General features: G+C 41.1%; 25 protein-coding genes and 1 riboswitch. Of the genes, 8 read left to right on the top strand and 17 right to left on the bottom strand.

Translation table 11 applies throughout. The annotated features are described in order from the left end of the window. Positions 1-85: 85 nt before the first annotated feature. A riboswitch (PreQ1 riboswitch) is annotated at positions 86-130 on the bottom strand. Between the two features lie 75 nt (positions 131-205). Both UFB30_RS06475 and UFB30_RS06470 read right to left on the bottom strand, forming a co-directional pair. After that, complete coding sequence (locus tag UFB30_RS06475; RefSeq protein WP_322420872.1) at positions 206-406, bottom strand: cold-inducible protein YdjO-related protein; 201 nt, start codon at positions 404-406, stop codon at positions 206-208. 184 nt (positions 407-590) lie between these two features. Then, positions 591-890 (bottom strand): YbyB family protein, encoded by a 300-nt coding sequence (locus UFB30_RS06470; RefSeq protein WP_322420871.1) that lies wholly within the window; start codon positions 888-890, stop codon positions 591-593. Between the two features lie 144 nt (positions 891-1,034). Here UFB30_RS06470 and UFB30_RS06465 point away from each other — a divergent pair, with 144 nt between their 5' ends. After that, the gene (locus UFB30_RS06465; protein ID WP_322420870.1) at positions 1,035-1,235 is read left to right on the top strand and encodes a YczO family protein; all 201 of its coding nucleotides are present in this window, start codon (positions 1,035-1,037) and stop codon (positions 1,233-1,235) included. Positions 1,236-1,328: 93 nt separating this feature from the next. Beyond that, complete coding sequence (locus UFB30_RS06460; RefSeq protein WP_322420869.1) at positions 1,329-1,490, top strand: hypothetical protein; 162 nt, start codon at positions 1,329-1,331, stop codon at positions 1,488-1,490. A gap of 57 nt (positions 1,491-1,547) precedes the next feature. Here the strand turns inward: UFB30_RS06460 and UFB30_RS06455 are convergent, their stop codons facing one another. The 4 genes from UFB30_RS06455 to UFB30_RS06440 form a co-directional block, all read right to left on the bottom strand. Beyond that, on the bottom strand, positions 1,548-2,417 hold the full coding sequence (locus UFB30_RS06455) for an SDR family oxidoreductase (RefSeq protein WP_322420868.1): 870 nt from the start codon (positions 2,415-2,417) through the stop codon (positions 1,548-1,550). Positions 2,418-2,518: 101 nt separating this feature from the next. Then, on the bottom strand, positions 2,519-3,439 hold the full coding sequence (gene thrB, locus UFB30_RS06450) for a homoserine kinase (protein ID WP_322420867.1): 921 nt from the start codon (positions 3,437-3,439) through the stop codon (positions 2,519-2,521). Continuing rightward, entirely contained in the window at positions 3,436-4,497 is a 1,062-nt protein-coding gene (gene thrC / locus UFB30_RS06445) for a threonine synthase (RefSeq protein ID WP_322420866.1), read from the bottom strand. The genes thrB and thrC overlap by 4 nt, the downstream gene beginning before the upstream one ends. Then, complete coding sequence (locus tag UFB30_RS06440; protein WP_322420865.1) at positions 4,497-5,795, bottom strand: homoserine dehydrogenase; 1,299 nt, start codon at positions 5,793-5,795, stop codon at positions 4,497-4,499. Before UFB30_RS06440 ends, thrC begins: the two co-directional genes overlap by 1 nt. A 222-nt stretch (positions 5,796-6,017) precedes the next feature. On the opposite strand from UFB30_RS06440, the gene UFB30_RS06435 reads away from it, so the two are divergent. The 4 genes from UFB30_RS06435 to UFB30_RS06420 all read left to right on the top strand — a co-directional run bounded on the left by UFB30_RS06435 (position 6,018) and on the right by UFB30_RS06420 (position 8,694). After that, on the top strand, positions 6,018-6,338 hold the full coding sequence (locus UFB30_RS06435; RefSeq protein ID WP_322420864.1) for a hypothetical protein: 321 nt from the start codon (positions 6,018-6,020) through the stop codon (positions 6,336-6,338). A gap of 91 nt (positions 6,339-6,429) precedes the next feature. Further along, positions 6,430-6,831, top strand: coding sequence for a hypothetical protein (locus UFB30_RS06430; protein ID WP_322420863.1), 402 nt, complete (start codon positions 6,430-6,432; stop codon positions 6,829-6,831). 13 nt (positions 6,832-6,844) lie between these two features. Continuing rightward, positions 6,845-7,225, top strand: coding sequence for a DUF1499 domain-containing protein (locus UFB30_RS06425; RefSeq protein WP_322420862.1), 381 nt, complete (start codon positions 6,845-6,847; stop codon positions 7,223-7,225). Next, positions 7,225-8,694 (top strand): dihydrolipoyl dehydrogenase family protein, encoded by a 1,470-nt coding sequence (locus UFB30_RS06420; protein WP_322420861.1) that lies wholly within the window; start codon positions 7,225-7,227, stop codon positions 8,692-8,694. Before UFB30_RS06425 ends, UFB30_RS06420 begins: the two co-directional genes overlap by 1 nt. Positions 8,695-8,722: 28 nt before the next feature. Here UFB30_RS06420 and UFB30_RS06415 read toward each other — a convergent pair whose 3' ends face one another. From UFB30_RS06415 to UFB30_RS06400, 4 genes are all read right to left on the bottom strand, one after another. Then, on the bottom strand, positions 8,723-9,982 hold the full coding sequence (locus UFB30_RS06415; protein ID WP_322420860.1) for a glutamate-5-semialdehyde dehydrogenase: 1,260 nt from the start codon (positions 9,980-9,982) through the stop codon (positions 8,723-8,725). Positions 9,983-10,041: 59 nt separating this feature from the next. Further along, positions 10,042-11,163, bottom strand: coding sequence for a glutamate 5-kinase (gene proB / locus UFB30_RS06410; protein ID WP_322420859.1), 1,122 nt, complete (start codon positions 11,161-11,163; stop codon positions 10,042-10,044). 28 nt (positions 11,164-11,191) lie between these two features. Further along, positions 11,192-12,031, bottom strand: a complete 840-nt coding sequence (gene proC, locus UFB30_RS06405; protein WP_435390796.1) for a pyrroline-5-carboxylate reductase — start codon at positions 12,029-12,031, stop codon at positions 11,192-11,194. Between the two features lie 332 nt (positions 12,032-12,363). Beyond that, the gene (locus UFB30_RS06400; RefSeq protein WP_322420857.1) at positions 12,364-13,209 is read right to left on the bottom strand and encodes a gamma-glutamylcyclotransferase; all 846 of its coding nucleotides are present in this window, start codon (positions 13,207-13,209) and stop codon (positions 12,364-12,366) included. A gap of 69 nt (positions 13,210-13,278) precedes the next feature. Here UFB30_RS06400 and UFB30_RS06395 point away from each other — a divergent pair, with 69 nt between their 5' ends. Next, on the top strand, positions 13,279-13,506 hold the full coding sequence (locus UFB30_RS06395) for a protein YuzH (protein ID WP_322420856.1): 228 nt from the start codon (positions 13,279-13,281) through the stop codon (positions 13,504-13,506). Between the two features lie 61 nt (positions 13,507-13,567). Here the strand turns inward: UFB30_RS06395 and UFB30_RS06390 are convergent, their stop codons facing one another. From UFB30_RS06390 to UFB30_RS06360, 7 genes are all read right to left on the bottom strand, one after another. Further along, on the bottom strand, positions 13,568-15,001 hold the full coding sequence (locus UFB30_RS06390) for an alanine/glycine:cation symporter family protein (protein ID WP_322420855.1): 1,434 nt from the start codon (positions 14,999-15,001) through the stop codon (positions 13,568-13,570). A 79-nt stretch (positions 15,002-15,080) separates the two neighbouring features. After that, on the bottom strand, positions 15,081-17,504 hold the full coding sequence (parC, locus tag UFB30_RS06385) for a DNA topoisomerase IV subunit A (RefSeq protein ID WP_322420854.1): 2,424 nt from the start codon (positions 17,502-17,504) through the stop codon (positions 15,081-15,083). 4 nt (positions 17,505-17,508) lie between these two features. Further along, positions 17,509-19,461, bottom strand: coding sequence for a DNA topoisomerase IV subunit B (gene parE / locus UFB30_RS06380; protein ID WP_322421526.1), 1,953 nt, complete (start codon positions 19,459-19,461; stop codon positions 17,509-17,511). Positions 19,462-19,802: 341 nt separating this feature from the next. Continuing rightward, entirely contained in the window at positions 19,803-20,213 is a 411-nt protein-coding gene (locus UFB30_RS06375) for a CoA-binding protein (RefSeq protein ID WP_322421525.1), read from the bottom strand. Positions 20,214-20,235: 22 nt separating this feature from the next. Next, the gene (locus UFB30_RS06370; RefSeq protein WP_322420853.1) at positions 20,236-21,150 is read right to left on the bottom strand and encodes a glycine betaine ABC transporter substrate-binding protein; all 915 of its coding nucleotides are present in this window, start codon (positions 21,148-21,150) and stop codon (positions 20,236-20,238) included. A gap of 14 nt (positions 21,151-21,164) precedes the next feature. Further along, positions 21,165-21,812, bottom strand: coding sequence for an ABC transporter permease (locus UFB30_RS06365; RefSeq protein WP_322420852.1), 648 nt, complete (start codon positions 21,810-21,812; stop codon positions 21,165-21,167). Then, positions 21,812-22,780, bottom strand: coding sequence for an ABC transporter ATP-binding protein (locus UFB30_RS06360; RefSeq protein ID WP_322420851.1), 969 nt, complete (start codon positions 22,778-22,780; stop codon positions 21,812-21,814). Before UFB30_RS06360 ends, UFB30_RS06365 begins: the two co-directional genes overlap by 1 nt. A 180-nt stretch (positions 22,781-22,960) precedes the next feature. Between UFB30_RS06360 and plsY the strand changes: the two genes are divergently transcribed. After that, positions 22,961-23,545: a glycerol-3-phosphate 1-O-acyltransferase PlsY gene (gene plsY, locus UFB30_RS06355; RefSeq protein ID WP_322420850.1), complete on the top strand. Its 585-nt coding sequence runs from the start codon at positions 22,961-22,963 to the stop codon at positions 23,543-23,545. Positions 23,546-23,580: the final 35 nt, after the last annotated feature.

Genomic DNA, 23,580 nt, shown 5'->3' with positions numbered 1-23,580 from the left:
AAAGCTCCTCTCCTATTCATGATCAAATCCATGAAAGAAGTAAGAGTGTTCACGAGTTCACTAAAAAAAGCAGGTGTTTCCTGCATTTGGCCTAGTTTTTTATAGAGGGATGGTCGCGAACCTCTTTACCTATTCATTTATATACATTAGTTTAACACACGTACGTACCTCTTGGAAGCCGCAAGAAGACTTGCGGCTATTATCATTAAAAATTTTGAGGGTTAGGTACGACTTCAATATTTCTGCTGCCTTTTACCATGTCACTGCCACAGATTGGACATTCCTGCTTTTCCTGGCCCTTGACTGAAAAATTATCACGCATCCAAACGTTGCAGCCGTCAGCTGAGCATTCCCATACGTCTGTCTGTTCTTTTTGAATTTCTTCAGTTGGTTTTCTTTGAAACATCACTGATTGTCCCCCTTAAGTTACAAAATCAGGTTTTATCTTCATCAGATAAAAAGGGATCTTGTAATGTTTTATCTTACAGTATATCATTATACATTTACTATTATACACTATTTTAAAACCTTTTGCTTGATCTCTTGAAAAACAAAAAACAGCCGCATTTGCGACTGTTCATTTTTATCAATTATTCAGGGGTCCCTGGACGGGGTGGTTTTTCTTCCTGATCTTCCTGCTGTTCATTATAATATTGAACAGATGTTTGTGCGCCTTCAGACATCATCTTGTCATCCTCGTGAGAATAATCAGTTGTTTTCTCACCTGTTTTATAATTGTCATATGACTTTTTTGCGTCATCAACCATCTGGCTGACTTTCACTTTTGAATCCTCAAAAGCTGCTTTAGCCTTATCCCTATTTTCTTTTTTCTTGAAATATGCAGCACCTGCAGCACCTAAACCAAGTAACGCTAATCTTTTAAATCCCATTATAAAGCCCTCCTCTTTCATTCATATTCTCTTTATTTCCTTAATTGCCTATTTTAAAACATTTTTTTTCGGAGTTGCTACTAAGTATGATTTAAATGGTAATTATAAGGGAATGGTTAAGTGAGAATACTTAGGAGGGATATTATGAGTGATGAAAAAAAGCGAAATGATCAGCCTGATCGGATCAAAAGCGATAAGAAAAACATTCTTGACCGGCATGAGGATGAAAAACATACTGATCCTGTGCCTGTTGAAGATCAAAAAATTGATCAGAAGAATGAGAAAAATAAACGGCATACTCAATCTGACTCCTCCTCTGACGGTTTGTTGGACACTGAAAAATAATCAGTGTATGAGAACCTTTAAATGTGTTAAACTACAGATGTAGAATTCCTCTAGCCAATTGCCAATTACAATTTTCATGGAGGTGGCTCCGATATGAAGCGAAACCGAGATGAACTGTTAACGGACTATCAGCCGGAGGAAAAAACGCATGTAAAAACAGAACAATTACTATCTACCGGTTTACGTGAAGATGAAGTTCAGGAGATTGCTGAATATCAGGAAGACGGCTGGCAGTATGTAGATGAAGATTATTAATAAGAAAAATCCCCGGCTTTCAACTTGAGCCGGGGATTTATTTATTTCAACTGGACATTAACTTGATACAAAAGTACCTCCATTGATATGGATCGTCTGTCCGGTCATATAAGAGCTGTCATTGGAGGCCAGCATGACATAGGCCGGGGCAAGTTCTGCGGGCTGACCGGGTCTTTCCTGAGGATTTTCCACTCCGAACTCAGCCACCTGGTTACTTTCAAAGGTTGATGGAATTAAAGGTGTCCAGATAGGACCTGGCGCAATTGCATTTACTCTGATTTTCTTTTCAGTTAATGATTTTGCCAGTGAACGGGTAAAACTGGTGATCGCTCCTTTGGTAGATGAGTAATCAATTAACTGCTCATTACCCGCATAGGCTGTTACTGAACTCGTATTAATGATCGCACTGCCTTCTTTTAAATGTTTTAAAGCAGCTTTTACAAGATGGAACATTGAAAATATATTGGTTTTGAATGTTTTTTCAAGCTGCGCAGCTGATATCTTCTCAATCGAATCCTGCGGATGCTGTTCAGCTGCGTTATTGACCAGGATGTCAAGACCGCCGAATTCTTTTACTGTACTGGATACTGCAAGCTTACAGAATTCTTCATTCCCTACATCCCCGCTTAGAATCAGACACTTTGCACCATAAGCCTGTATCTCTTCTTTTGTCTTCTTTGCGTCGTCATGCTCATCAAGATACACGATTGACAGGTTGGCCCCTTCTTTTGCGTAAGCAATGGCTGCCGCTTTTCCTATGCCGCTGTCTCCTCCTGTAATAAGCGCAGTTTTTCCTTTAAGCTTTCCGCTTCCTTTATAATTTTGATCATCATGAATCGGTTCCGGCTTCATCTCAGTAAGCTCTCCCGGCTGCTTTTCCTGATGCTGACCGGGCTGTCCGTGTTTCTGTATGTTTGAAAATTCCATTCTTCCCACTCCTTTACCACGTTTTTAACCTCTAGTACATGTATTATCCAATTCAAACCAGCTGCAAACACATCACATGGTAAGACAGATAAAACCGCCTGTTATACGGACAGGCGGTTTAAGTGCTGTTCTATTAATAGTGTACCCTGATTAACTGGTTTTAATTGTATTGTCTGATAACCGTCATATCGACCCTTCAGGTGTTCAGTGATCGGTGATACTCTGGCATCTTCGGCAAATATAGAAATACATGGGCCGGCACCACTGATCGTTACAGCAAAAGCACCTGATTTACATGCAAAGTCTTTTATATCTTCAAGCTGCGGGAAAAAAGGTTTTCTGTATGGTTCATGGAACGTATCCTTCATCATAACGCTTCCGGCTTTTTTAAAGTTACCTGTGATCAGTGAGGCTACCATTACATTCGCTGCTGCACTCGCTAAAACTGCATCACGATGAGTCAGAGATTGTGGTAATACACCTCTTGATTCTTTTGTTTCAAGCTCTGCTTCAGGTGCCATAATGATCACTGAGAAGCCTTCAGCGGGAAGTGACACACTTACAAGTTCATCATCCTCATATCTTGACACAGTCAATCCGCCAGCCAGGGATGCCGACACATTATCAGGGTGCCCTTCAATGTCTGATGCTGTCTTGATCTGTTCATCTAGACTCATTTCAAGACCCATCAGCCTGTCAGCAATGACAATGCCCGCTGCAATAGCGGCTGCACTGCTGCCTAGGCCTTTTGATAAAGGAATATCAGAACTGACGGTCAATGTGGCTGCAGGACAAGCTTTTTCAGCAAAGGCTGCTACTTCCTGTATTGTTTTTAATATCAGGTTCGTGTCATCAACCGGGAGATGCTGAAATTCATCCTGTTTATATGAAACGTTCCAGCGAGAGCTGGGCTCTACTTCAATTGTCTGGAAAATTGGGAGTGCAAGCCCGATTGAATCGAAACCCGGGCCGAGGTTCGCTGTAGACGCTGGTGTTTTCACAGTAAACGGGGAGAAACTCACAGTTTCACCTCCCCCTTTAATTCACTTCTCAATGCTTCAATTTCAGCTTTAATGACAAGCGGTTCAAGATCAGAAACGTTAATTGCTGTTTCAGGGTCTTTTAATCCGTTACCTGTCAATACAGCCGTTACCGTTGAACCTTTCTCAATTTCTCCTGCTTCAAGTCGTTTTTTAATCGCTGCAATTGGCGCACATGATGCAGGCTCTGCAAATACACCTTCACGTTTAGCAATCAGCTGATAAGCTTCTAAGATCTCTTCATCCGTTACTTCTAAGATATGACCTTCTGATTCTTTTAAAGCATTTAATGCAAGATCCCAGCTTGCAGGATGCCCGATCCGTATAGCTGTCGCAACCGTTTCCGGCTTATCAAACACTCTGCCATGAACGATCGGTGCCGCTCCTGATGCCTGTGCACCCAATAATTTTGGTAAACGGCCCCCTTCTTTTTTGTTATATTCAGTGAAGCCTTTCCAGTATGCTGAAATATTTCCTGCGTTTCCTACAGGTAATGCAAGAATATCCGGCGCCTGTCCGAGCTGATCAATCACTTCAAGTGCAGCTGTTTTCTGTCCTTCCAGACGGTATGGGTTCACAGAATTAACAAGCGTAATATCTTCTTCTTCACTTATTTTTCTGACCAGGTTAAGTGCTTCATCAAAATTACCTTCTATTGAAATAATTTCCGCTCCGTACATTCTTGCCTGTGCCAGTTTCCCAAGTGCAATCTTTCCTTCAGGAATGACAACAATCGTACGTAAGCCTGCTCTCGCTCCATATGCAGCTGCGGCTGCCGATGTGTTCCCTGTTGATGCACAAATAATTGCTTTACTGCCTTCTTCCTTTGCTTTGGCAACAGCCATTACCATACCACGGTCTTTAAATGATCCCGTAGGATTTGCACCTTCCGTTTTCACATATAGAGAGATGCCCCATTCTTTTGAAAGGTTTTCTAAATGAATTAAAGGCGTATTACCTTCATTTAAGCTCAGTAAAGGCGTCTCATCTGTGACAGGAAGCCATTCTTTATATTGTTCAATTAACCCTTTCCAGCGCATTAGCGGTCGCCTCCTTCCACTCTATATTGACTGATGATTGTTTTCACCACATCTGAGCCATTTAATTCTTCGATAATTTTGTGGTGATTCTTCCTCGATACAGGATGTGTGATCAGGATGACCTCTGCTTCTCCCTCTGTGTCTCCCGGACGCTGGATGATTGAGCTGAGGCTTGCTTCGTATTTACCATAGATATCAGTAAGTGCTGAAAAGACTCCGATTTTGTCTTTTACAAGCAGTCTATGGAAAAACTGTGCATGCTGCTGATCCTCCTGTTTAATTTGTCGGTCATTAACATAATCGATGTGTCTGGCACCTGCCACGCCAAGCAGCAGGTTTCTGCATGCAGCAATAACGTCAGATACAACAGAAGTAGCTGTTGGCATAGACCCTGCTCCGGGACCGTAAAACATTGTTTCTCCTACTGCATCACCATATACATATACTGCATTATATTCATTTCTTACTGCTGCGAGTGGATGTGAAGATTTTAAGAACACCGGTTCAACTGCCACATCAACACCATCTTCGTCTTTTTCTGCAAAACCGAGCATTTTGACACTGTAACCGAATTGTTCTGCCAGTGCCATATCTTCAGCTGTAATATTTGTCATTCCTGTTACTTCAACATCATCCAGATATACCTCCATTGAGAAGGCAAGCGTTGCAAGAATTGCCATCTTTCTTGCAGCATCCAGTCCTTCAACATCTGACGTTGGATCACTTTCAGCAAAGCCAAGGGCCTGTGCTTCTTTTAACGCATCCTCATAGCTCCATCCTTCTTCTTTCATTTTAGTCAGGATATAGTTGGTTGTACCATTTACAATTCCCATAATAGTAGAGATTCTATCTGAAGCTAATCCGTCTTCCAGTGTTCTGATAATCGGAATACCACCAGCTACACTCGCTTCATAGTAAAGGTCCGCCTGATGCTCTTCAGCAAGCTTTAATAATGTGTGTCCATGAAGCGCCATTAAGTCCTTATTGGCAGTAATCACCGCTTTACTCGCTTTTAATGCTTTTTCGATTGCATAATGCGCTTCTTCAACCCCGCCCATTACTTCAACAATCACCTGAATGGATTCATCCTGGATTACATCATTTATATCAGTTGTGAGTTCACTTCCATTAATATCAGCACCGCGGTTCTTTTCAATATCTCTAACCGCAATTTTTTTAATTTTTACAACAGCTCCAAGCTTTTGGGAAAGCTGCTTTTCATTTTCTTTAATAATGGTTGCTACACCACTTCCGACTGTTCCAAAACCTAACATACCTACGTTAATTTGCTTTTCCATTACATGCACCTGCTTTCACTACTTTGTACTTTTTGAAAATACATATGTTTTTGATATACGGACAATTATAGCCCTGTGAATACAACGTGACAACCCATTAAATCGAAGTTTTTCACGAATTCAGAAAGCAAACGCTTACATATTGTCCGTTCTTATATTTTGTGTGGTGAAGCCTTGGAAATTGTGAGAAACTGATAGTAGATTCTTCTGGGAGTGAAAGTATTGATAAAATTTTTAAATTTTGCAGTTACGGCACTTACAATCACCATTTTTAATGTTTTACTCATGCTGATCTTGAGTGCCGGTTTTATTGAAGTTTCCTTTTTTGCCGGGATTGCGAGTATTGTAGCCATCCGCTTCTTTACTGCTCCGGGTAATTACGCAAAAGCAAACCGGCAGCCTGTTCAATCTTCATTAACGACTGTACAGTTAGAGGATCAGAAAAAGTATTTACATCCCAAACTGATTGAAGGTACAAGTATTGCCTACACAGCTTTATCTTTAGCAGCGATTTTCGTTTCCTATTATGAATACTTAACTTAACAAAAACAGCACATTTTCATATGTGCTGTTTTTGTTTTATACGGACAGGGTATAGCAGGTTAGATGGAATCTGCGTATAGGAGGCACTGATATGATCGAAAAACCATGGTTTTTAGCTGTACTCGACACGCGTCCTAACGAATTTGAAGGCTATCATTACAGCGTGTGTTTTATAAACCAGTCTGATATTACAATTGATCAGCTTACTTATACGGTTTCCGGGCAGATTAAAGCATATCATCAGCCGATGTCAGCTGAGGAAACAAGAGAGCTTGGGGAATTGAAACCTCACTATGTTGTAGAAATTGAGCACGTACCTAAAAGAGGCTTTATCGGGGATTTAACCTATTCATTCGACATTTTCAGTGAAGGTAGGAAACAAACCCTTCATTTTTTTATCCCCAGACAGCTTACTGGTGCTGCCTTTTCTTTATATGATTTACCTGTTGTACACCAGAGAGGATATTTCTTTCTGGGCGAACCGAAAATTTAAAGGAGTGACGATTGTGAATTTAAATGACAGATTAGAAAATGGTAAACTGCTGCCACTGGCTGATAAGCCAAACAATGTTTCAACACAGACAGAGGATGCGGATAAAAAACTTGATCCTCTTCCATACAGAGGATCGAAAGAGGAATCAAAAAAGCGGCTCAAATCCATTCTTGAATCAATGGAAAAAGTCGTAATAAAAAATGAGAATGACTCAATGATCTATGCCATTGAGACTTCATCATTCTTTAAATTTAAAGATGACATTGATTTTTTATTTTCCGATGAAGAAAATGTGATTCATTACCGCTCAGCTTCCCGAACAGGGTATTCTGACTTTGGTGTAAATAAGAAACGGATGAAAACAATCCGTGAATTGTATATGGAGGAGATTTAATGGAACGTTATCAGGTAGCAATTATCGGCGGCGGTTCAGCAGGTATGACAGCCGCTTCGGGTATGGCATCACTTGGAGCAAAGGTTGCTTTGATTGAAAAACGTGACTCACTTGGAGGAGATTGTCTGCACTTTGGCTGCGTTCCATCCAAAGCGTTGATAAAAACAGCAAATATGTCTCATGATATGCACGAGGCTGCTGAATTTCTCGGGTTAACAATTAATGGTGAAATGAGCTTTGCGAAAGTGAAAGAAAGAATTAATCAGGCCAGAAATACAATTCAGTCACATGACAGCAGTGACAGGTTTACTGATATGGGAGCAGATGTTTATTTCGGAGAGGCCTCATTTGAATCGGATCACATCATTAACATTGGTGAAGGCACATCAATTTACGCAGATAAAGTAGTGATCGCTACAGGTTCCAAGCCTGTCGTTCCCCCTATAGACGGGATTGAAACGATTCCTTATGTTACAAATGAATCCATTTTTGATCTTTCTTCCCTTCCCGCCAAGCTTGGCGTAATTGGTGGAGGTACAGTTGGTCTTGAGATGGCACAGGCATTTTCGCGACTTGGATCTGAAGTTACTGTTTTTGAAGGTGCAGATAAGCTGTTCTCTAAAGAAGACCGGGATATTGCACGCTTCATGGAAAATGAGATCGGCAAGGAATTAAATATCAGATTAAATGCGAAAGTTGTAAAAGCTGAATATCAAAATGGAAAATCCAAATTAACGGTTGAACAAAAAGGTGAGCAGTCAACAGAGGAATTTGATGTGATTTTAGTAGCTGCCGGTAGAAAGCCTGCAATTGATTCGCTAAAACTTGAACAAGCCGGGGTTGAAAAAGTAAAAGGTTTTATCCATACTGATGCTTCTTTCAGAACGTCAAGATCTCACATTTTTGCAGTTGGGGATACAGTTAATACGCTGCCTTTCACCCACGCTGCCGGTGAAGAAGCAAAAACAATCGTATCTAATGTCCTGTTTGGTCTCCGTAATTCGCTGGACCACAGCAATACACCATGGGTCACTTTTACTGTTCCTGAAGTATTTCACCTCGGATTAACAGAACAGGAAGCTGAAGGGAAAAATCTTGATTTTAAAGTGTTCAGAGCTCACCTGAATGAAGTAGACCGCTTTATTACAGCGCATGAGACGCGTGGGTTTGTAAAATTTATTACTGATAAAAAAGGATACATCCTGGGAGCACATGCAGCAGGAACAGATGCAGGTGAATGGATGCAGCTTGCCGTGTATGCAAAGAAAAACAAAATGAAAATCGGCACTTTATCCAGAATGGTTTACACTTATCCTGTTAAAGCAGGGGCTGTTCAAAAAGCAGCAGATATCTTCTGGAGAGAAAAGCTGTTTGATGGTCCGCTTCCAAAGCTGACTAAAAAGTTCTTTGATCTGAAATTCAGACTGTCCGGCGGTCACGCCTCTTCTGATGAACAGCCAGACACATAAAAAAAAGCAGCCGATTGGCTGCTTTTTTTTATCGGATCTGACCGTCTCCAGTCATTACATATTTGATTGTTGTCAGAGCAGGCAGTCCCATTGGTCCGCGGGCATGCAGTTTCTGGGTTGAAATACCAATTTCAGCACCAAAGCCTAAGGCACTTCCATCAGTAAAGCGAGTTGATGCATTCTGATAAATCGCAGCTGCATCTACCATGCCTTTAAAACGCTTAGCAGTTTCTTCATTATCGGTCACAATGGCTTCTGAATGTTTCGTTCCGTATTCATCAATGTGTGAAATGGCTTCATCTACGTCTGAAACAATTTTCATCGCAATATCCAGGCTCAGGAATTCGTTAGCCCACTGTTCTTCTTCTGCTTTTTCCGCTCCCGGTAAAGCTTTACAAGCTGCTTCATCACCATAGACACTGATATTATTTTCTTTCAATGTCTCAATCAGCTCATCTTTGTGTGCATTTAAGAATGCTTCATGAATAATAACAGTTTCTGCTGCATTACAAACCGCAGGACGGTCAGTTTTCGCATTTACAAGAATTGCGAATGCTTTTTTAGCGTCTGCATCTTTATCAATATAAATATGGCAGTTCCCTACACCTGTTTCTAATACTGGCACAGTTGCATTATTAACAACAGCAGAAATCAGCTTACCGCCACCACGCGGGATGAGAACATCAATGTGCTCTTTCATTGTAAATAATTCTTCAGTTGCCTGACGGTCTGTGCTGTCAATAAACTGAACAGCATCTGATGAAATCTCAGTATGCTCAAGCGCTTCTTTCATTACGCTTACGATCTGTCTGTTAGAGTTAATTGCAGAAGATCCACCTTTTAAGACGATCGCATTACCTGATTTCAGTGCAAGTCCAGTAGCGTCTGCAGTAACGTTCGGCCGCGCTTCATAGATCATACCAATGACACCAAGCGGCACCCGGATTGTCTGGACATTAAGACCATTATCAAGTGTCCACTCATCTGTAACCTCTCCTGATGGATCTTCAAGCTTTGCTACCTGACGCAGGCCATCGGCAAAGTCTTTCACACGATCCGTATCAAGTGCCAGACGGTCCATATATGCTGCATCATAGCCGGCTTCACGGCCATTTGCAAGGTCTTTTTCATTCGCTGCCAGAATTGCTGCAGTATTGGCTTCCAGATGATCTGCGATCGTTAACAGAGCCTGATTTTTCGTTCCTGTTGGAAGTAGACCAAGTTCTTTTGAAGCTTTTTGTGCTAACTGTGCCTGCTGTTTTACGTTTACTTTCGTCATTGTAGTCATCAAACCACTCCTTGTGAGATTTTGGTTTTTTTGTCTTCAGCTTAACTTAATGAAATGATTTATACGCCCAGTGGAATCGCTACATCGAGTTCACATACGAATGATTCACTGTTAATAGCAGCTTCATTATTTTGGTCGTTGCGATCTAACTGGAACTGTTCAAGGTCTTTTGAAGAATAATTCACTACTCCAAGACCCAATTTATTGTTTTCTGTATCAAGAATTCTAACGACACTGCCTTTTTTAAAGTAGCCGTTAATCTGATAGATCTGACTTGGCTGAAGGTTACCTTTATCATTGACAATCACATCTTTTGCTTCTTTATCAATGAGAATTTCACCTTCAGGACCTGAATTGAATGCGATCCATTGACGTTTACGGTCAAGGTTAATATCAATTTTTTCTATTCCGAAGTAAGTGCCGCGCGCTGTTTCATTAACAGCTTCCACAATAATGTTTTTCACGCCTGCTTTACCGAGGAATGACGGAATACCTGATGCCATTGAAATTTTGAAGGCATCAATTTTTGATCTCATGCCGCCGGTACCGACTGCAGACCCCGGTTCTCCGGCCATATCTTCAATCTGCGGTGTGATTTCTGTTACTTCCTTCAGCAATTCTGCATCAGGGTTTTTTCTAGGATCATCATTATACAGACCATCAATGTCTGATAAAATTACCAGCTGGTCTGAATCTACCAGGCCTGCAACCTTTGCTGATAACGTATCATTATCCCCAAATCTCAGCCGGTCTGTTGTGACAGTGTCATTTTCATTTACAATCGGCACAATTCCACGCTCTAAAAGGACGTTAATTGTATTTCTGACATTGTTATAGCGTGTTTCATCGGAGAAATCGCTGCGTGTAATCAGAATCTGAGAAGCAGCATATCCATGAGAAGTAAACAATTCAGAGTACGTTTCAATTAATCGTCCCTGCCCGATTGCAGCTGCTGCCTGTTTTTCCGGCAGAGATGATGGACGGTTTACAAAACCGAGTGTTCTGTAACCTGCCGCCACAGCGCCTGAAGATACTAATACGACTTCATGTCCGTCGTCTTTCAGTTCTGCAACCTGGTCTGTAATACGCTGAATTTTTCTCCGGCTGATATCACCTGATGAACTTGTTAAAGAACTGCTTCCAATTTTAATTACAACTCTCTTTTGATTATCCGATGTCATGCTATCACTCCTGATTTAAAAATTTCGGTCATTGCACTGTTACTTTTGCCATCTGTTCAGTAATTTCTTTTGATCTATTCATTGCACCTTCAATTGCTGCTTTAATTGCTGTGCCCCCGCCATTTTCATTGAGTGCATCAAGGCCTGCAGCAGTCGTACCATTTGGTGAAGTTACATTTTGTCTCAACTCTGTAGGTGTTTCATCACGTTCAATCATCATTTTTGCTGCACCCAGAATAGTTTGTGCGCCAATTTCCCGTGCCTGCTGAACATCCATTCCATTTTCCTGTGCAGTTTTTTCAATGTGCTCCATTAAATAATAGAAATAAGCTGGTCCGCTACCTGCAATTCCTGTGAAAAGGTCCATTTGATCTTCTTCAATGACATATACCTCTCCAATAGAAGATAACAGGCTCTTAGCTAGCTTTACATTCTTCATTGTGACGTTTTGTCCCGGGGAAATTGCAGTAGCTGATTCTCTCAGCATGCTTGAAGTGTTAGGCATCACGCGAATTACCTGCTGCCCCTCATTTAAATGCTCTTCCATAAATTCTGTTGAAATGCCGGCTAACACACTCATGACCACCTGATCGGGTCTGATATGATCTTTAATAGATAATAATGAGCTTTCAGCATCTTTAGGTTTCATCGCCAGGAAAATAACGTCATATGATGATAATTGTATCTTGTCTCTCATAATTCCCTGGATGCCATATTCATTATGAAGTTCAAGTAAACGGTCTGCATTGCTACGGTTTGTCGCAGTGACTTGACGCGGCTCAAGTGTTCCAGTTTTAACAATCCCTGAAATCATTGCCTCTGCCATATTTCCTGCTCCAATAAATGCTACTCTTAAATCGTTAGACATCATGCCCATCTCCTTTGTTTTCATCTCTGTTTTCAAATGTATTGTTCGGTTTTTTGTTCGCTTTTTAATCACGAGTATTATCGTAACACGTAGGGAAACACACGCAAGGGAAAACCTGAAAGTAATGAGTTAGAAGCAGTTATGCGGAGTGAAAGCGCTATCAAAGGGGTGAGATTTCATCTGATTCCGAATTATGGCCTCTCAGCCCATCAGATCACAAAATATCGCGATATTTGATTTTAAGTTTTCAAACCTCTCCTATATATATAAAGTTTCGACTGCGGAAATAAAAAAACCTGAAAAGAATGTATCTTTTCAGGGAACTGTTTATATTATTTGTTCAGCTTTACTTCAAGGTTAAATTTATCTGTAAGGTCTTTTACTAGTTTCTCATGATATTCATCACTGACGACGCCGCGTGATCCTCTGATAATTTCCGTTGCGTAATGAAGTGGCGGAGCGATTTCATCTACCGGATCAATAACGATAAATGTAATACTTTTCGCATAATGTATTCCATCTACACTCACATCCACCATGGCAGGTCTGTACATACCGCTGTCAACACCTTCACGATGATACAGATACTCAACCGCTTTCTGATTCACTTTATACAGCACCCCTTCGCCAGAGCCGCCGGTTTCAATCAGGTTTGCTCTGCCTCCGTCATGGACGCTCAGTGAATAATTCATTTCGAGTCTTTCAACTTTACCGCCGCCGATTTTATTTAAAAACAGATGATCTACTTTTGCGAGCTTGAACCGCTCATCATCCATACAAGATCCATAGGCAAAATAATACTGAATAGGACGGTCCATTTCCATGTGTATAATCCAGTCGTTAAATCTTACTTCTTCAACAAATTCCACATCAGACTCTGTTGTCTGTGTATAGGCCTCCTGCTGTCCCAGGTGGTCTGTATAAACGGTAACTTTCGCTAAATTACCGTTCAATGACATCATCTTTTTTAATTCTTCACTTTTTTCTGATGAGACTTCATATAGTTCTCCATATGACCTTTCATTCTCATCAGGTTTCAGTATAGGGTCCAGGTGGTCAGCCAGATACAGCTTCCCTTTTGTCCACGCCTGGGAAGCCAGTAATTTCCCGTTTTTGAGAATTACATCTCTGCTTCCGTGCTTTCTTAACGTACCGTATACAAAAAATAAATCGCTCATTTTATCTTCTCCTTTAACTTATCGTTTATTCGTACACCTGTTCGTGATAAACTGGTTTTGGTGATAAAAATGAATCTAATTAGATGGAGTTATGCAGGACGTGGAAGAGTCAGAGCTTACTTTGAGGAATTTCCACATTCAGTTGTGCATTTATCCAGAATCAGAAGAAAATACTTTGTCAGATTTGTTGACTGGAACAAACTTGACGCTGTTGTCAGTCGTGAAGACCTTTTGGCCATTGAAAAAGCAGTGAATGAAGCGCTTGCTGATGAGTTTACGATAAAGAATCAGAAATAAAATTGCAAGTTCAATCTCTATTTCGATAAAAAAAGCGTGCCCGCGGGCACGCTTTTTTTATTTATTCTTTTTCCGGGCCTTCATCCCAGCATTCTGTATTCTTCAGATTAGGAATGTTTTTTGTATAAAACACGGGATCAATCCCCTGTTTCTTCTGGCGGTTGTAATCTTGAAGTACTTTAAATGCCAGTGGCGCCATAATTGAAATAGCGATCAGGTTAATTAATGCCATGGTTCCCATTGATACGTCTGCAAGGTTCCACACGACACCAAACTCCTGAACGGCTCCAAAATACACCATTCCTACAACGATAAAACGGTAAATATTCACATAAAGCATGTTGTTTTTAATAAATTCAATATTTGTTTCACCGTAATAGTAGTTTCCGACAATTGAACTGAAGGCAAAAAGGAAGATTGCTACACTGATAAATGCTGCTGCCCAATCACCCACGTGGTAAGTAAGAGCATCCTGAGTGAGCTTAATCCCGTCACTGCCATTCAGATATTCATTCGACATAATGATAATAAGTGCTGTCGCTGTACAGATAATAATTGTATCTACAAATACACCCAGCGCCTGAATCAGCCCCTGCTTCGCAGGGTGCGTGACACCGGCTGTTGCTGCCGCGTTTGGTGCACTACCCATACCTGCTTCATTAGAGAAAAGTCCTCTTTTAACACCATTTAAAATGGCTGCACCGATACCGCCTGAGACAACTTCAGTGATGCCGAATGCGTTACTGAATATGATCTGAAACATCGGAAATACAAGGTCCAGGTTCGTAAATAATACGAATAGTGCAAGCAGCAGGTAAAGGATCGCCATAATTGGAACAACGATACTTGTAACAGCTGCAACCCGCTTCACTCCACCAAAAATAACTGCAGCCGTTAAAACCACAAGCACAAGACCGACAATTTGACGATCCCATCCGAATGATCCTTCTAAAGCAAGAGAAATAGTATTGGACTGCACCGAATTAAATACGAGTCCGAATGTAATAGAAATAATAATTGCAAAAATGATACCAAGCCATCTTGCATTCAGTCCTCTTTCCATGTAATAGGCAGGACCGCCCCGGAAACCGTCTTTGTCATCATCTACTTTGTATACCTGTGCAAGCGTTGATTCGACAAATGCAGTTGCAGATCCAACCAGTGCAATAATCCACATCCAGAATACAGCACCCGGTCCTCCTAAAGCGATGGCAGTTGCAACGCCGGCAAGGTTTCCTGTTCCTACCCTTGATGCAGTTGAAATCGTAAATGCTTTAAAAGAGGAAATCCCTCTTCGACCTTTTGAAGAGATCGTCGTTTTTTCAGTTAATAATTTCAACATATCACCAAAAGAAGTGAACTGTAAAAAGCGGCCTCTGACTGTGAAATACAATCCACAACCAATTAAAACAACGATTAGTATGTAGTCCCATAAAAAACCATTTATTGTCGTTGCTACGTCGTCAATAATTGAAACAAATTGCAGCGTGTTCAAATGAAATCCCCCTTTTATAAATTTGATCAGAAAATGGAAGAAAGCGGTACCTTCTTCCATTCCCTATAACACTATTTTATTAAACCTCTTCTGCCGTGATATTTTCCCAGGCCTGAACCACGTTTCCTTTTTCATTTTCATCAATAATAAAGGAGCCGTTTGAATATCTGTCATTGTTGCGCAGCTGTGAGGCTGTGACAACTGCACGTTCACCTTTGTCTGTCTCAAGTATAAATTCACGATGCTGAACTGCTTTAAAGAGCTTAACCAGACGGTGCGGGTTTCGTTTTAATTCTCTCAGCATAATCAGTCCTCTTTTTGCTCTCGAGCCTTTTTCAAATTCAGAAACCGCCATTTTCTTTACTGCGCCACGATGAGTTACAGCAATGAGACTGTCCTGATCTTCAGCAATGATAGCAGAAACGACGTGATCTCCATCCTTAAGGTTGATTCCCTTAACACCGGCTGCCCGCTGACCAACAAGGCTTACTTCTTCTTCCGAAAACCTCAGGCCGTAACCGAACTGTGTCGCAAGCATCAGTGTCTGATTTCCATTCGTTCTATGAACGGCAATTACTTCATCATCCTTTTTTACGTTGAGCGCAACCAGGGTTCGCGCTGTGCGCTGTGCGTGGTATAGCTTTAACTCGGATTTTTTCACCATGCCTTTTTTCGTTACAAATACAAGTGTATCCTTTTCAAAGCTGTTCACACCTTCTGCATGAATAATCTCCTCATCCCTGTCAGCTGAAACAATTGAAGAAAAATGCTGCCCAAGGTCTTTCCACCGGATATCAGGAAGCATGTGAACAGGGAAATGAATATAGTTTCCTTTATTCGTAAATAAAAGAAGCGAATCTGTTGTATTGATATTTTGCAGCGTGAGCAGCCTGTCAGTATCTTTCATCGCAAGGTCCTGTCCATTTGAAGCTGCGTAGGATCTTTGGGAAGTACGCTTGATATATCCATCTTTCGTAACTGATACATAAACATCTTCACTTGCTACTAAGACTTCCATATTAATTTTAATTTCTTCGATATCCCGTTCAATAATTGAACGTCTGCTGTCCTCATATTGCTTTTTAATCGCTTTAAGCTCTTTTTTAATGACAGAGAGCAGCTTTGAATCGCTCGTTAAAATCGCATCTAGCTGTTTAATCTTCTGATCGAGTTCAGCAGATTCTTTTTGAAGTGCTGTAACGTCAGTATTCGTTAAGCGGTATAGCTGGAGTGAAACGATTGCTTCTGCCTGCGCTTCAGTAAATGCAAAGCGTGACTCAAGATTGTTTTTGGCATCTTTTTTATCTTTTGAGGCACGGATCGTCTCGATAACCTCATCAAGAATTGACAGTGCTTTAATCAGACCTTCAACGATGTGCTTTCGCTTAATCGCCTTGTCATAGTCGAATTTTGTTCTTCTTGTTACGACTTCCTTCTGATGGTCGATGTAAGCCTCTAGTAAATCATTGAGTCCCATCAGCATCGGACGTTTTTTATGAATCGCTACCATATTGAAATTATAGTGAACCTGCAGATCTGTATTTTTATATAAAAAGTTTAATACGCCATTTGCATCTGCTTCTTTTTTCAGCTCGACTACAATTCTGAGACCGGTCCGATCTGTTTCATCCCTTACCTCAGCGATGCCCTCCACTTTTTTATCTGCACGATACTCATCCATCTTTTTTACAAGTACTGCCTTATTGACTTCATATGGGATCTCTGTGATGACCAGCTGCTGTTTGGCACCACGGATATCTTCAACTTCCACTTTACCGCGTATGACGATTTTTCCTTTACCCGTTCGGTAAGCATTTTCGATTCCGTCAACACCCTGGACAATACCGCCTGTTGGAAAATCCGGCCCCTTGATAACTGTCATCAGATCTTCCACTGACGCATCCGGGCGATCGATTTTCATGACTGCAGCATCAATCACTTCGCCTAAATGATGAGGCGGGATTTCTGTTGCATAACCTGCTGATATCCCTGTTGAACCATTAACCAGTAAATTCGGATAACGTGCAGGGAGTACGACCGGCTCTTCTGATGTATCATCAAAGTTTGGAATATGATCAACTGTTTCGGATTCAATATCACGCAGAAGTTCGCCTGAAATAGCTGACAACCTTGCTTCAGTATAACGCATGGCTGCAGCAGGATCGCCATCAATACTACCGTTGTTACCATGCATTTCAACAAGACGGTTTCTCACTTTCCAGCTTTGACTCATTCTTACCATCGCTTCGTAGACAGAAGAATCTCCGTGCGGATGGTAATTACCAATTACGTTACCAACTGTCTTAGCGGATTTTCTGAATCCCTTTAAATGTGTATTGCCTTCCATGTGCATTGCATAAAGGATTCTGCGCTGTACAGGCTTTAATCCGTCACGTGCATCAGGTAATGCTCTTTCCTGAATAATGTATTTACTGTATCGTCCAAATCTATCCCCTAAAACCTCTTCGAGAGGAAGATCCTGAAAGCGTTCTGTCGCTGTCATGTATTTATTCCTCCTCTGATGTCATAATCTGTTCATTCTCAAGAATATTTTCATTATCTTCCAGACCAAACGCTACATGGGATTCTATCCATTTCCGTCTTGGTTCAACTTTATCTCCCATTAACGTCGTTACGCGTCTTTCTGCCCGGGCACCATCATCGATACGGACTCTGATCAGCGTTCTGGTAGCCGGATCCATTGTTGTTTCCCAAAGCTGTGAAGCATTCATTTCTCCAAGACCCTTATAGCGCTGCAGCATATAGCCTTTTCCGACTTTCTTTTGGACTTTACCTAACTCATCATCTGTCCAGGCATATTCAATAACTTCTTTTTTTCCTGAACCTTTACTTACTTTATAAAGCGGCGGCAGCGCAATGTATACCTTACCGGCTTCAACAAGCGGTTTCATATAGCGGTAGAAAAATGTCAGCAGCAGAACCTGAATATGAGCGCCATCTGTATCGGCATCAGTCATGATCACAATTTTATCGTATTGTACATCGTCAAGATTAAAGTCAGGGCCTACACCTGCGCCAATTGCATGGATAATCGTATTGATTTCTTCATTCTTAAAAATGTCAGCAAGCTTTGCTTTTTCAGTATTTATCACTTTACCACGAAGTGGCAGGACCGCCTGAAACTTCCGGTCACGTCCCTGTTTGGCGGAACCGCCTGCTGAATCACCCTCTACCAGATATAACTCATTTTTTGCGGCATTTTTTGATTGAGCAGGTGTAAGCTTCCCGGAGAGAATGGTATCTGATTTTTTTCTCTTTTTACCGTTTCTCGCATCTTCCCGTGCTTTTCGTGCAGCCTCCCTTGCCTGCTGTGCCCTGATCGCTTTTTTAATCAGCATCGTACTGATATCCGGGTTTTCTTCAAGGAAGTATAGCAGCTTACCGGCAACCACTGCATCAACTGCTGATCGTGCTTCCGAAGTTCCTAACTTCCCCTTTGTCTGACCTTCAAATTGGAGAATCTGCTCAGGTACCCTGATTGAAATAATACTTGCAAATCCTTCTCTGATATCAGTGCCTTCGAGGTTTTTATCTTTGTCTTTTAAAAGACTTACCTTCCGCGCATATTCATTGAAAATTCTCGTTACTGCTGTCTTTGCACCCGCTTCATGTGTTCCTCCATCTTTTGTTCTGACATTATTAACAAAAGAAAGAATGGTTTCAGAGAAGCCATCGTTGAATTGAAAAGCAAATTCAACCTCAATGCCACTTTGTTCACCTTCAAATGCAACAACCGGGTGCAAAGTGTCTTTTTCTTCGTTCAAATAAGCAACAAAAGCCTGAATGCCCGTTTCAAACTGAAACAGCTCTTTCTGATCTTCTCTCAGATCCGCAATTTCAATTGCAAAGCCTTTTAGCAGGAAGGCACTCTCACGCAGTCTTTCACTCAACGTCTCATAATTAAAATGAGTCGTACTGAAAATTGCCGGGTCCGGTTTGAAGTGAATCAATGTTCCATTCTCTTTTGTGGAACCCTTTTTCTCAAGGGTAGTTACCGGTTTGCCTCCATTTTCAAAACGCTGCTTAAAAACAGAGCCATCCCGGTAAATTGTTACTTCAAGCCATTCTGAGAGCGCATTTACGACTGATGCACCAACTCCGTGAAGACCTCCACTAGTTTTATATCCGCCCTGTCCGAATTTTCCTCCTGCATGAAGAACAGTGAAAATAACCTCAGGAGTAGGCTTTCCTGAACGGTGCATACCAGTAGGCATACCACGGCCATAATCCCGCACTGAGATACTGTCATCCTCATGTATTTTCACATCAATGCGGTCACCATATCCGCCAAGCGCTTCATCCACGGAATTATCCACTATTTCATACACTAAGTGATGCAATCCTCTTGCATCAGTTGAGCCGATATACATACCAGGTCTTTTACGGACTGCTTCCAGACCCTCAAGCACCTGGATTGCATCATCGTTATATTCCATCATTGCTTTTTTAGTCACTAAAAATTCCCCTTCCAACTATACAAACAGGTGTTCGTTTTACTCCATTATAGCATATAAATGCTGTACCCATCATATTCTATACTTATTTTATCAGGCATTTCAAATGCATTTGGATAAAATACTTGTGTCAACCCATATTATTTTTTATTTTACAGATAATAAAACCATAAAAAAAGCCCTGAACAATGTTCAGGACTTGTACATATTACACTGCACTTCTTGTTTTCTTCCCTTCCGGTCGCTTTACTCACCGGATCGTCCCGCCGGTTTCTTTGTACAGCAGTGCCTTTTAAATTAATTATGAAGTTATCCCGTACTATGTTTTAAGGCTGAGTAATACTATGTTCTACTTTAATGCATCTGTCCATGATCACTTTTCGGCCTTTTGATGATAAGTGATTAAATACTTCTTCATCGACAACATCAAGCTGCGTCCAGAAAACAGGCGCGTCAGTCTGAAGATAGTCCTCTGCCAGGTCTTTTAAAAATTCCGACCGTCTGAATACATTGACAATATCTACATCATCCGGAATGTCTTTCAGGCTTTTTAAAGATTTTTCACCCAGCGCTTCATCAATCATCGGGTTAACAGGGATAATTTTATATCCTGCGTCCTGCATTGCTTTTGATACACTATTCGACGTTCGTGCAGGGTTGTCACTTAGACCAACAACAGCAATGGTTTTAGCATCCTTAAGGATTGCTCTGATTTCATTACGGTCCGGATTATCCATTTGATTCATCTCCTTACTCTCCTTACTCTTCAATAAGTCCTTTACTTAATAAGAATTCTTCTGCTACTGCTCTGTAGTCCTCACCATCAATATCTACCTTTGCATTCATTTCCTGCATCTCTTCCTCTGAAATCTGACCTGCAAGACCACTCATCACTTCTTCAAGCTCCGGGTAGTTATCCAGAATTTCCTGACGTACGATTGGTACTGCATCATATTTCGGGAAGAAGCCTTTATCGTCTTCTGTCGTTGCAAGCTCAAATCTTTCAATACGTCCATCAGTAGTAAAAGCAGGGATTACGTCAACCTCACCAGTTCTGACTGCATCATACATAATACTTGCATCAAAACTTTCAGCTGATGTAAATTCAAAGCCATACGCTTCAACTAATGCATCATATCCATCAGCTTCCCGCTCATAAAACGAATGGGGGGCACCAAAGACAAGATCACTGCTTACTTCTGCAAGTTCACTGTATGTTGCAGCATTTATATCCTCACCGCTTCTGTAAGCCATTGTATAGCTGTTTTCAAATCCGAGCGGTTCCAGCCATGTAACTTCAAAGCGTTCCTCGTATCCTTCTCTTACACGCTCAAGTACTGCTTCACTGGATTCACCCTGTTCAGCTTTTTCATTTAAAACCGCCTCAAGACCGGTTCCAGTATATTCTACATACATATCGATTTCAGCGTTTTCAATAGATGGAGTGAGAATAGATACTTCTCCCAGACCTTCTTCAAGCTCAACTTCATAATCAGAATTTCCTTCGATATAAAGTTCGAGAATATGAGGAAGGATATATTGCTCTGTCCAAGGCTTCCCGGCCACAATAATCGGATCACTTCCGTCTCCTGAACCACTATCACTTCCACATGCCGCCAGTATTCCTGATAGTGCAATTAATGATGCCCCTGCTATTTTTTTTGTATGTTTCATCTGATCACTCCTCATTATGATTTCAACCCTTTAGGTGTTGTCTTCTTTTCAAGCATTTTTAATATAAAATCAAATAGTAATGCCAGAAGTGCTACGGGAATTGCACCTGCAAGAACCAGGTTATTGTTGTACGACTGCAGTCCTCTCCAGATTACATCTCCGAGTCCGCCGGCACCTACAAATGTTGCAAGCGTAGCTACGCCTACAGTTAATACCGTTGCCGTTCTGATCCCTGCCATCAGAAAAGGCAGAGATAAGGGGAGTTCAATTTTGAATAAGATCTGACTGTTCGTCATTCCCATTCCCCGACCTGCTTCAATCACTGCCTGATCAACGCCTGTGATGCCTGTATATGTATTTCGTAAGATCGGCAGTAAAGCATAAATGATAAGTGCAATGAGTGCTGTTTCAAACCCAATTCCCATAATCGGCACTAAAAACCCGAATAAAGCCAGGCTGGGTATCGTCTGAAAGACTGCGGTCACGCCGATATAGAACTCTGCCACTTTTTGATTTCTTGATATAAAAATCCCCAGCGGAAGGCTTATGACAATTGCAATAAATATTGCTGTAAATGATAAGTACAGGTGTTCTAGCGTCGCTTCAATGATCAAATCCTGACGCGAGCTGACTGTATCTATAAAAGACTGAAAGAAATTCATCAGACTGCCTCCTCTTCGTCAATTCCTGCAAGAGCTGTCAGCAGACGGTCTTTCTTCAGTGACCCGATAATCTGATCATTCTCTTTCACCGCGGCAGTATCAATTTTATGTGTAATAAAGTACCTGACCGCATCTTTGATCGATAATGAACTGTCAATCTGGTGATCTGTTGGAGGACTTTCACTCATGGTGTTAACAAACGGCTTGATGCTCTGTCTGGAATGGTCATTCAGATAGGTCTGAATTCTCTCTTCACCTATAAATGATCTGACAAAGTCATTAGCTGGTGTTCGAAGGAGGTCTTCAGGTGTGGCAATCTGCTGAATCACACCATCTTTCATGATGACAATCTCATCAGCAACTTTTAATGCTTCATCCATGTCATGGGTGACGAAAACAATTGTTTTTTTAATGGTAGTCTGGAGCTGCTTCAATTCATCCTGGAGCTGTTCACGGCTGATCGGGTCAAGTGCACTGAAAGGCTCATCCATCAATATAATAGGCGGTTCACCGGCAAGTGCCCTGACTACTCCGACGCGCTGCTGCTGTCCTCCGCTTAACTCAAGCGGATATCTCTTTTTATAGATGGCAGGATCCAACCCTACGAGATTTAACAGCTCGTCGACCCTGTGCTCATATTCAGCTTTCTTTTTCCCTTTCAGCTTCGGGATAAGCCCTACGTTCTCTTCAATGGTCATATGAGGGAAAAGTCCGATACGCTGAATGACATATCCAATGTTCCTTCTCAGCTCAACTTCTTTCATATTACCGGTGTCCTTACCATCAATTTCAATTGTTCCTGAAGTGATACTGATCAATCTGTTGATCATTTTCATTGTGGTTGTTTTGCCACAGCCGCTTGGACCGATTAATGCGACGAGCTGACCTTCTTTAATATGTAAATTCATGTTTTTAATCGCTTCCGTTCCATCCTCAAATGTCTTGGAAACATTTTTGAATACGATCATAGATCCACCCCTTTCTTATATCTATCAATTATTTCCCTTAGGTCAAACCTCATAAACTCATTTTTACGTATTTCGACAATTTATTTGACGAATGTTTTTGGTGGCATGTGAAAATATTTATTTTTTCGTTTAATTTTCATGATAAGATGAAGGTAATATACATAATTGAAGGAGAATAAAATGGAAATTGCAATTATTTTTATCATCGCCTATATTCTAGGTTCAATACCTTCAGGACTTTGGGTGGGCAAGGCTTTTTATAAAAAAGATATCAGAAATTACGGCAGCGGAAATCTTGGTGCTACAAATACCTTCAGAACGCTTGGTAAAAAAGCAGGCATTGTTGTTACCCTCATAGACATATTAAAAGGGACCTGCGCTACACTGATTCCATTACTGTTTGATCAGCCGGATCTGATGCTCGTTGCAGGCGTTTTCTCTGTGATTGGTCATATTTTCCCTGTATTTGCAGGATTTAAAGGAGGAAAAGCCGTAGCCACTTCTTCGGGAGTCGTGCTCGGATATGCGCCGGTTTTATTTGTACTGGTGGTACTTGTATTTTTAATTGTATTGAAGCTTTCTAAGTATGTATCCTTATCTTCAATGGCGGCTGCACTTTTTGGAATCCTTTATTGCCTCATCTTCACAAACGATCTGTTTTTAACGATTATCGTAGGTGTCATGTCGGTGTTTATCGTAATCAGACATAAAGATAATATTTCCAGAATTAAAAACAAAACCGAACCTAAAATTAAGTGGATGTAAAACAACCGTGCTGTCAGATTAGACAGCACGGTTGT

It is taken from the genome of Jeotgalibacillus haloalkalitolerans (assembly GCF_034427455.1).
In the GTDB taxonomy this organism is placed as follows: domain Bacteria; phylum Bacillota; class Bacilli; order Bacillales; family Jeotgalibacillaceae; genus Jeotgalibacillus; species Jeotgalibacillus haloalkalitolerans.
The sequence above is the reverse complement of the archived record's forward strand: the minus strand, read 5'-3'. Positions and strand labels throughout refer to the sequence as shown.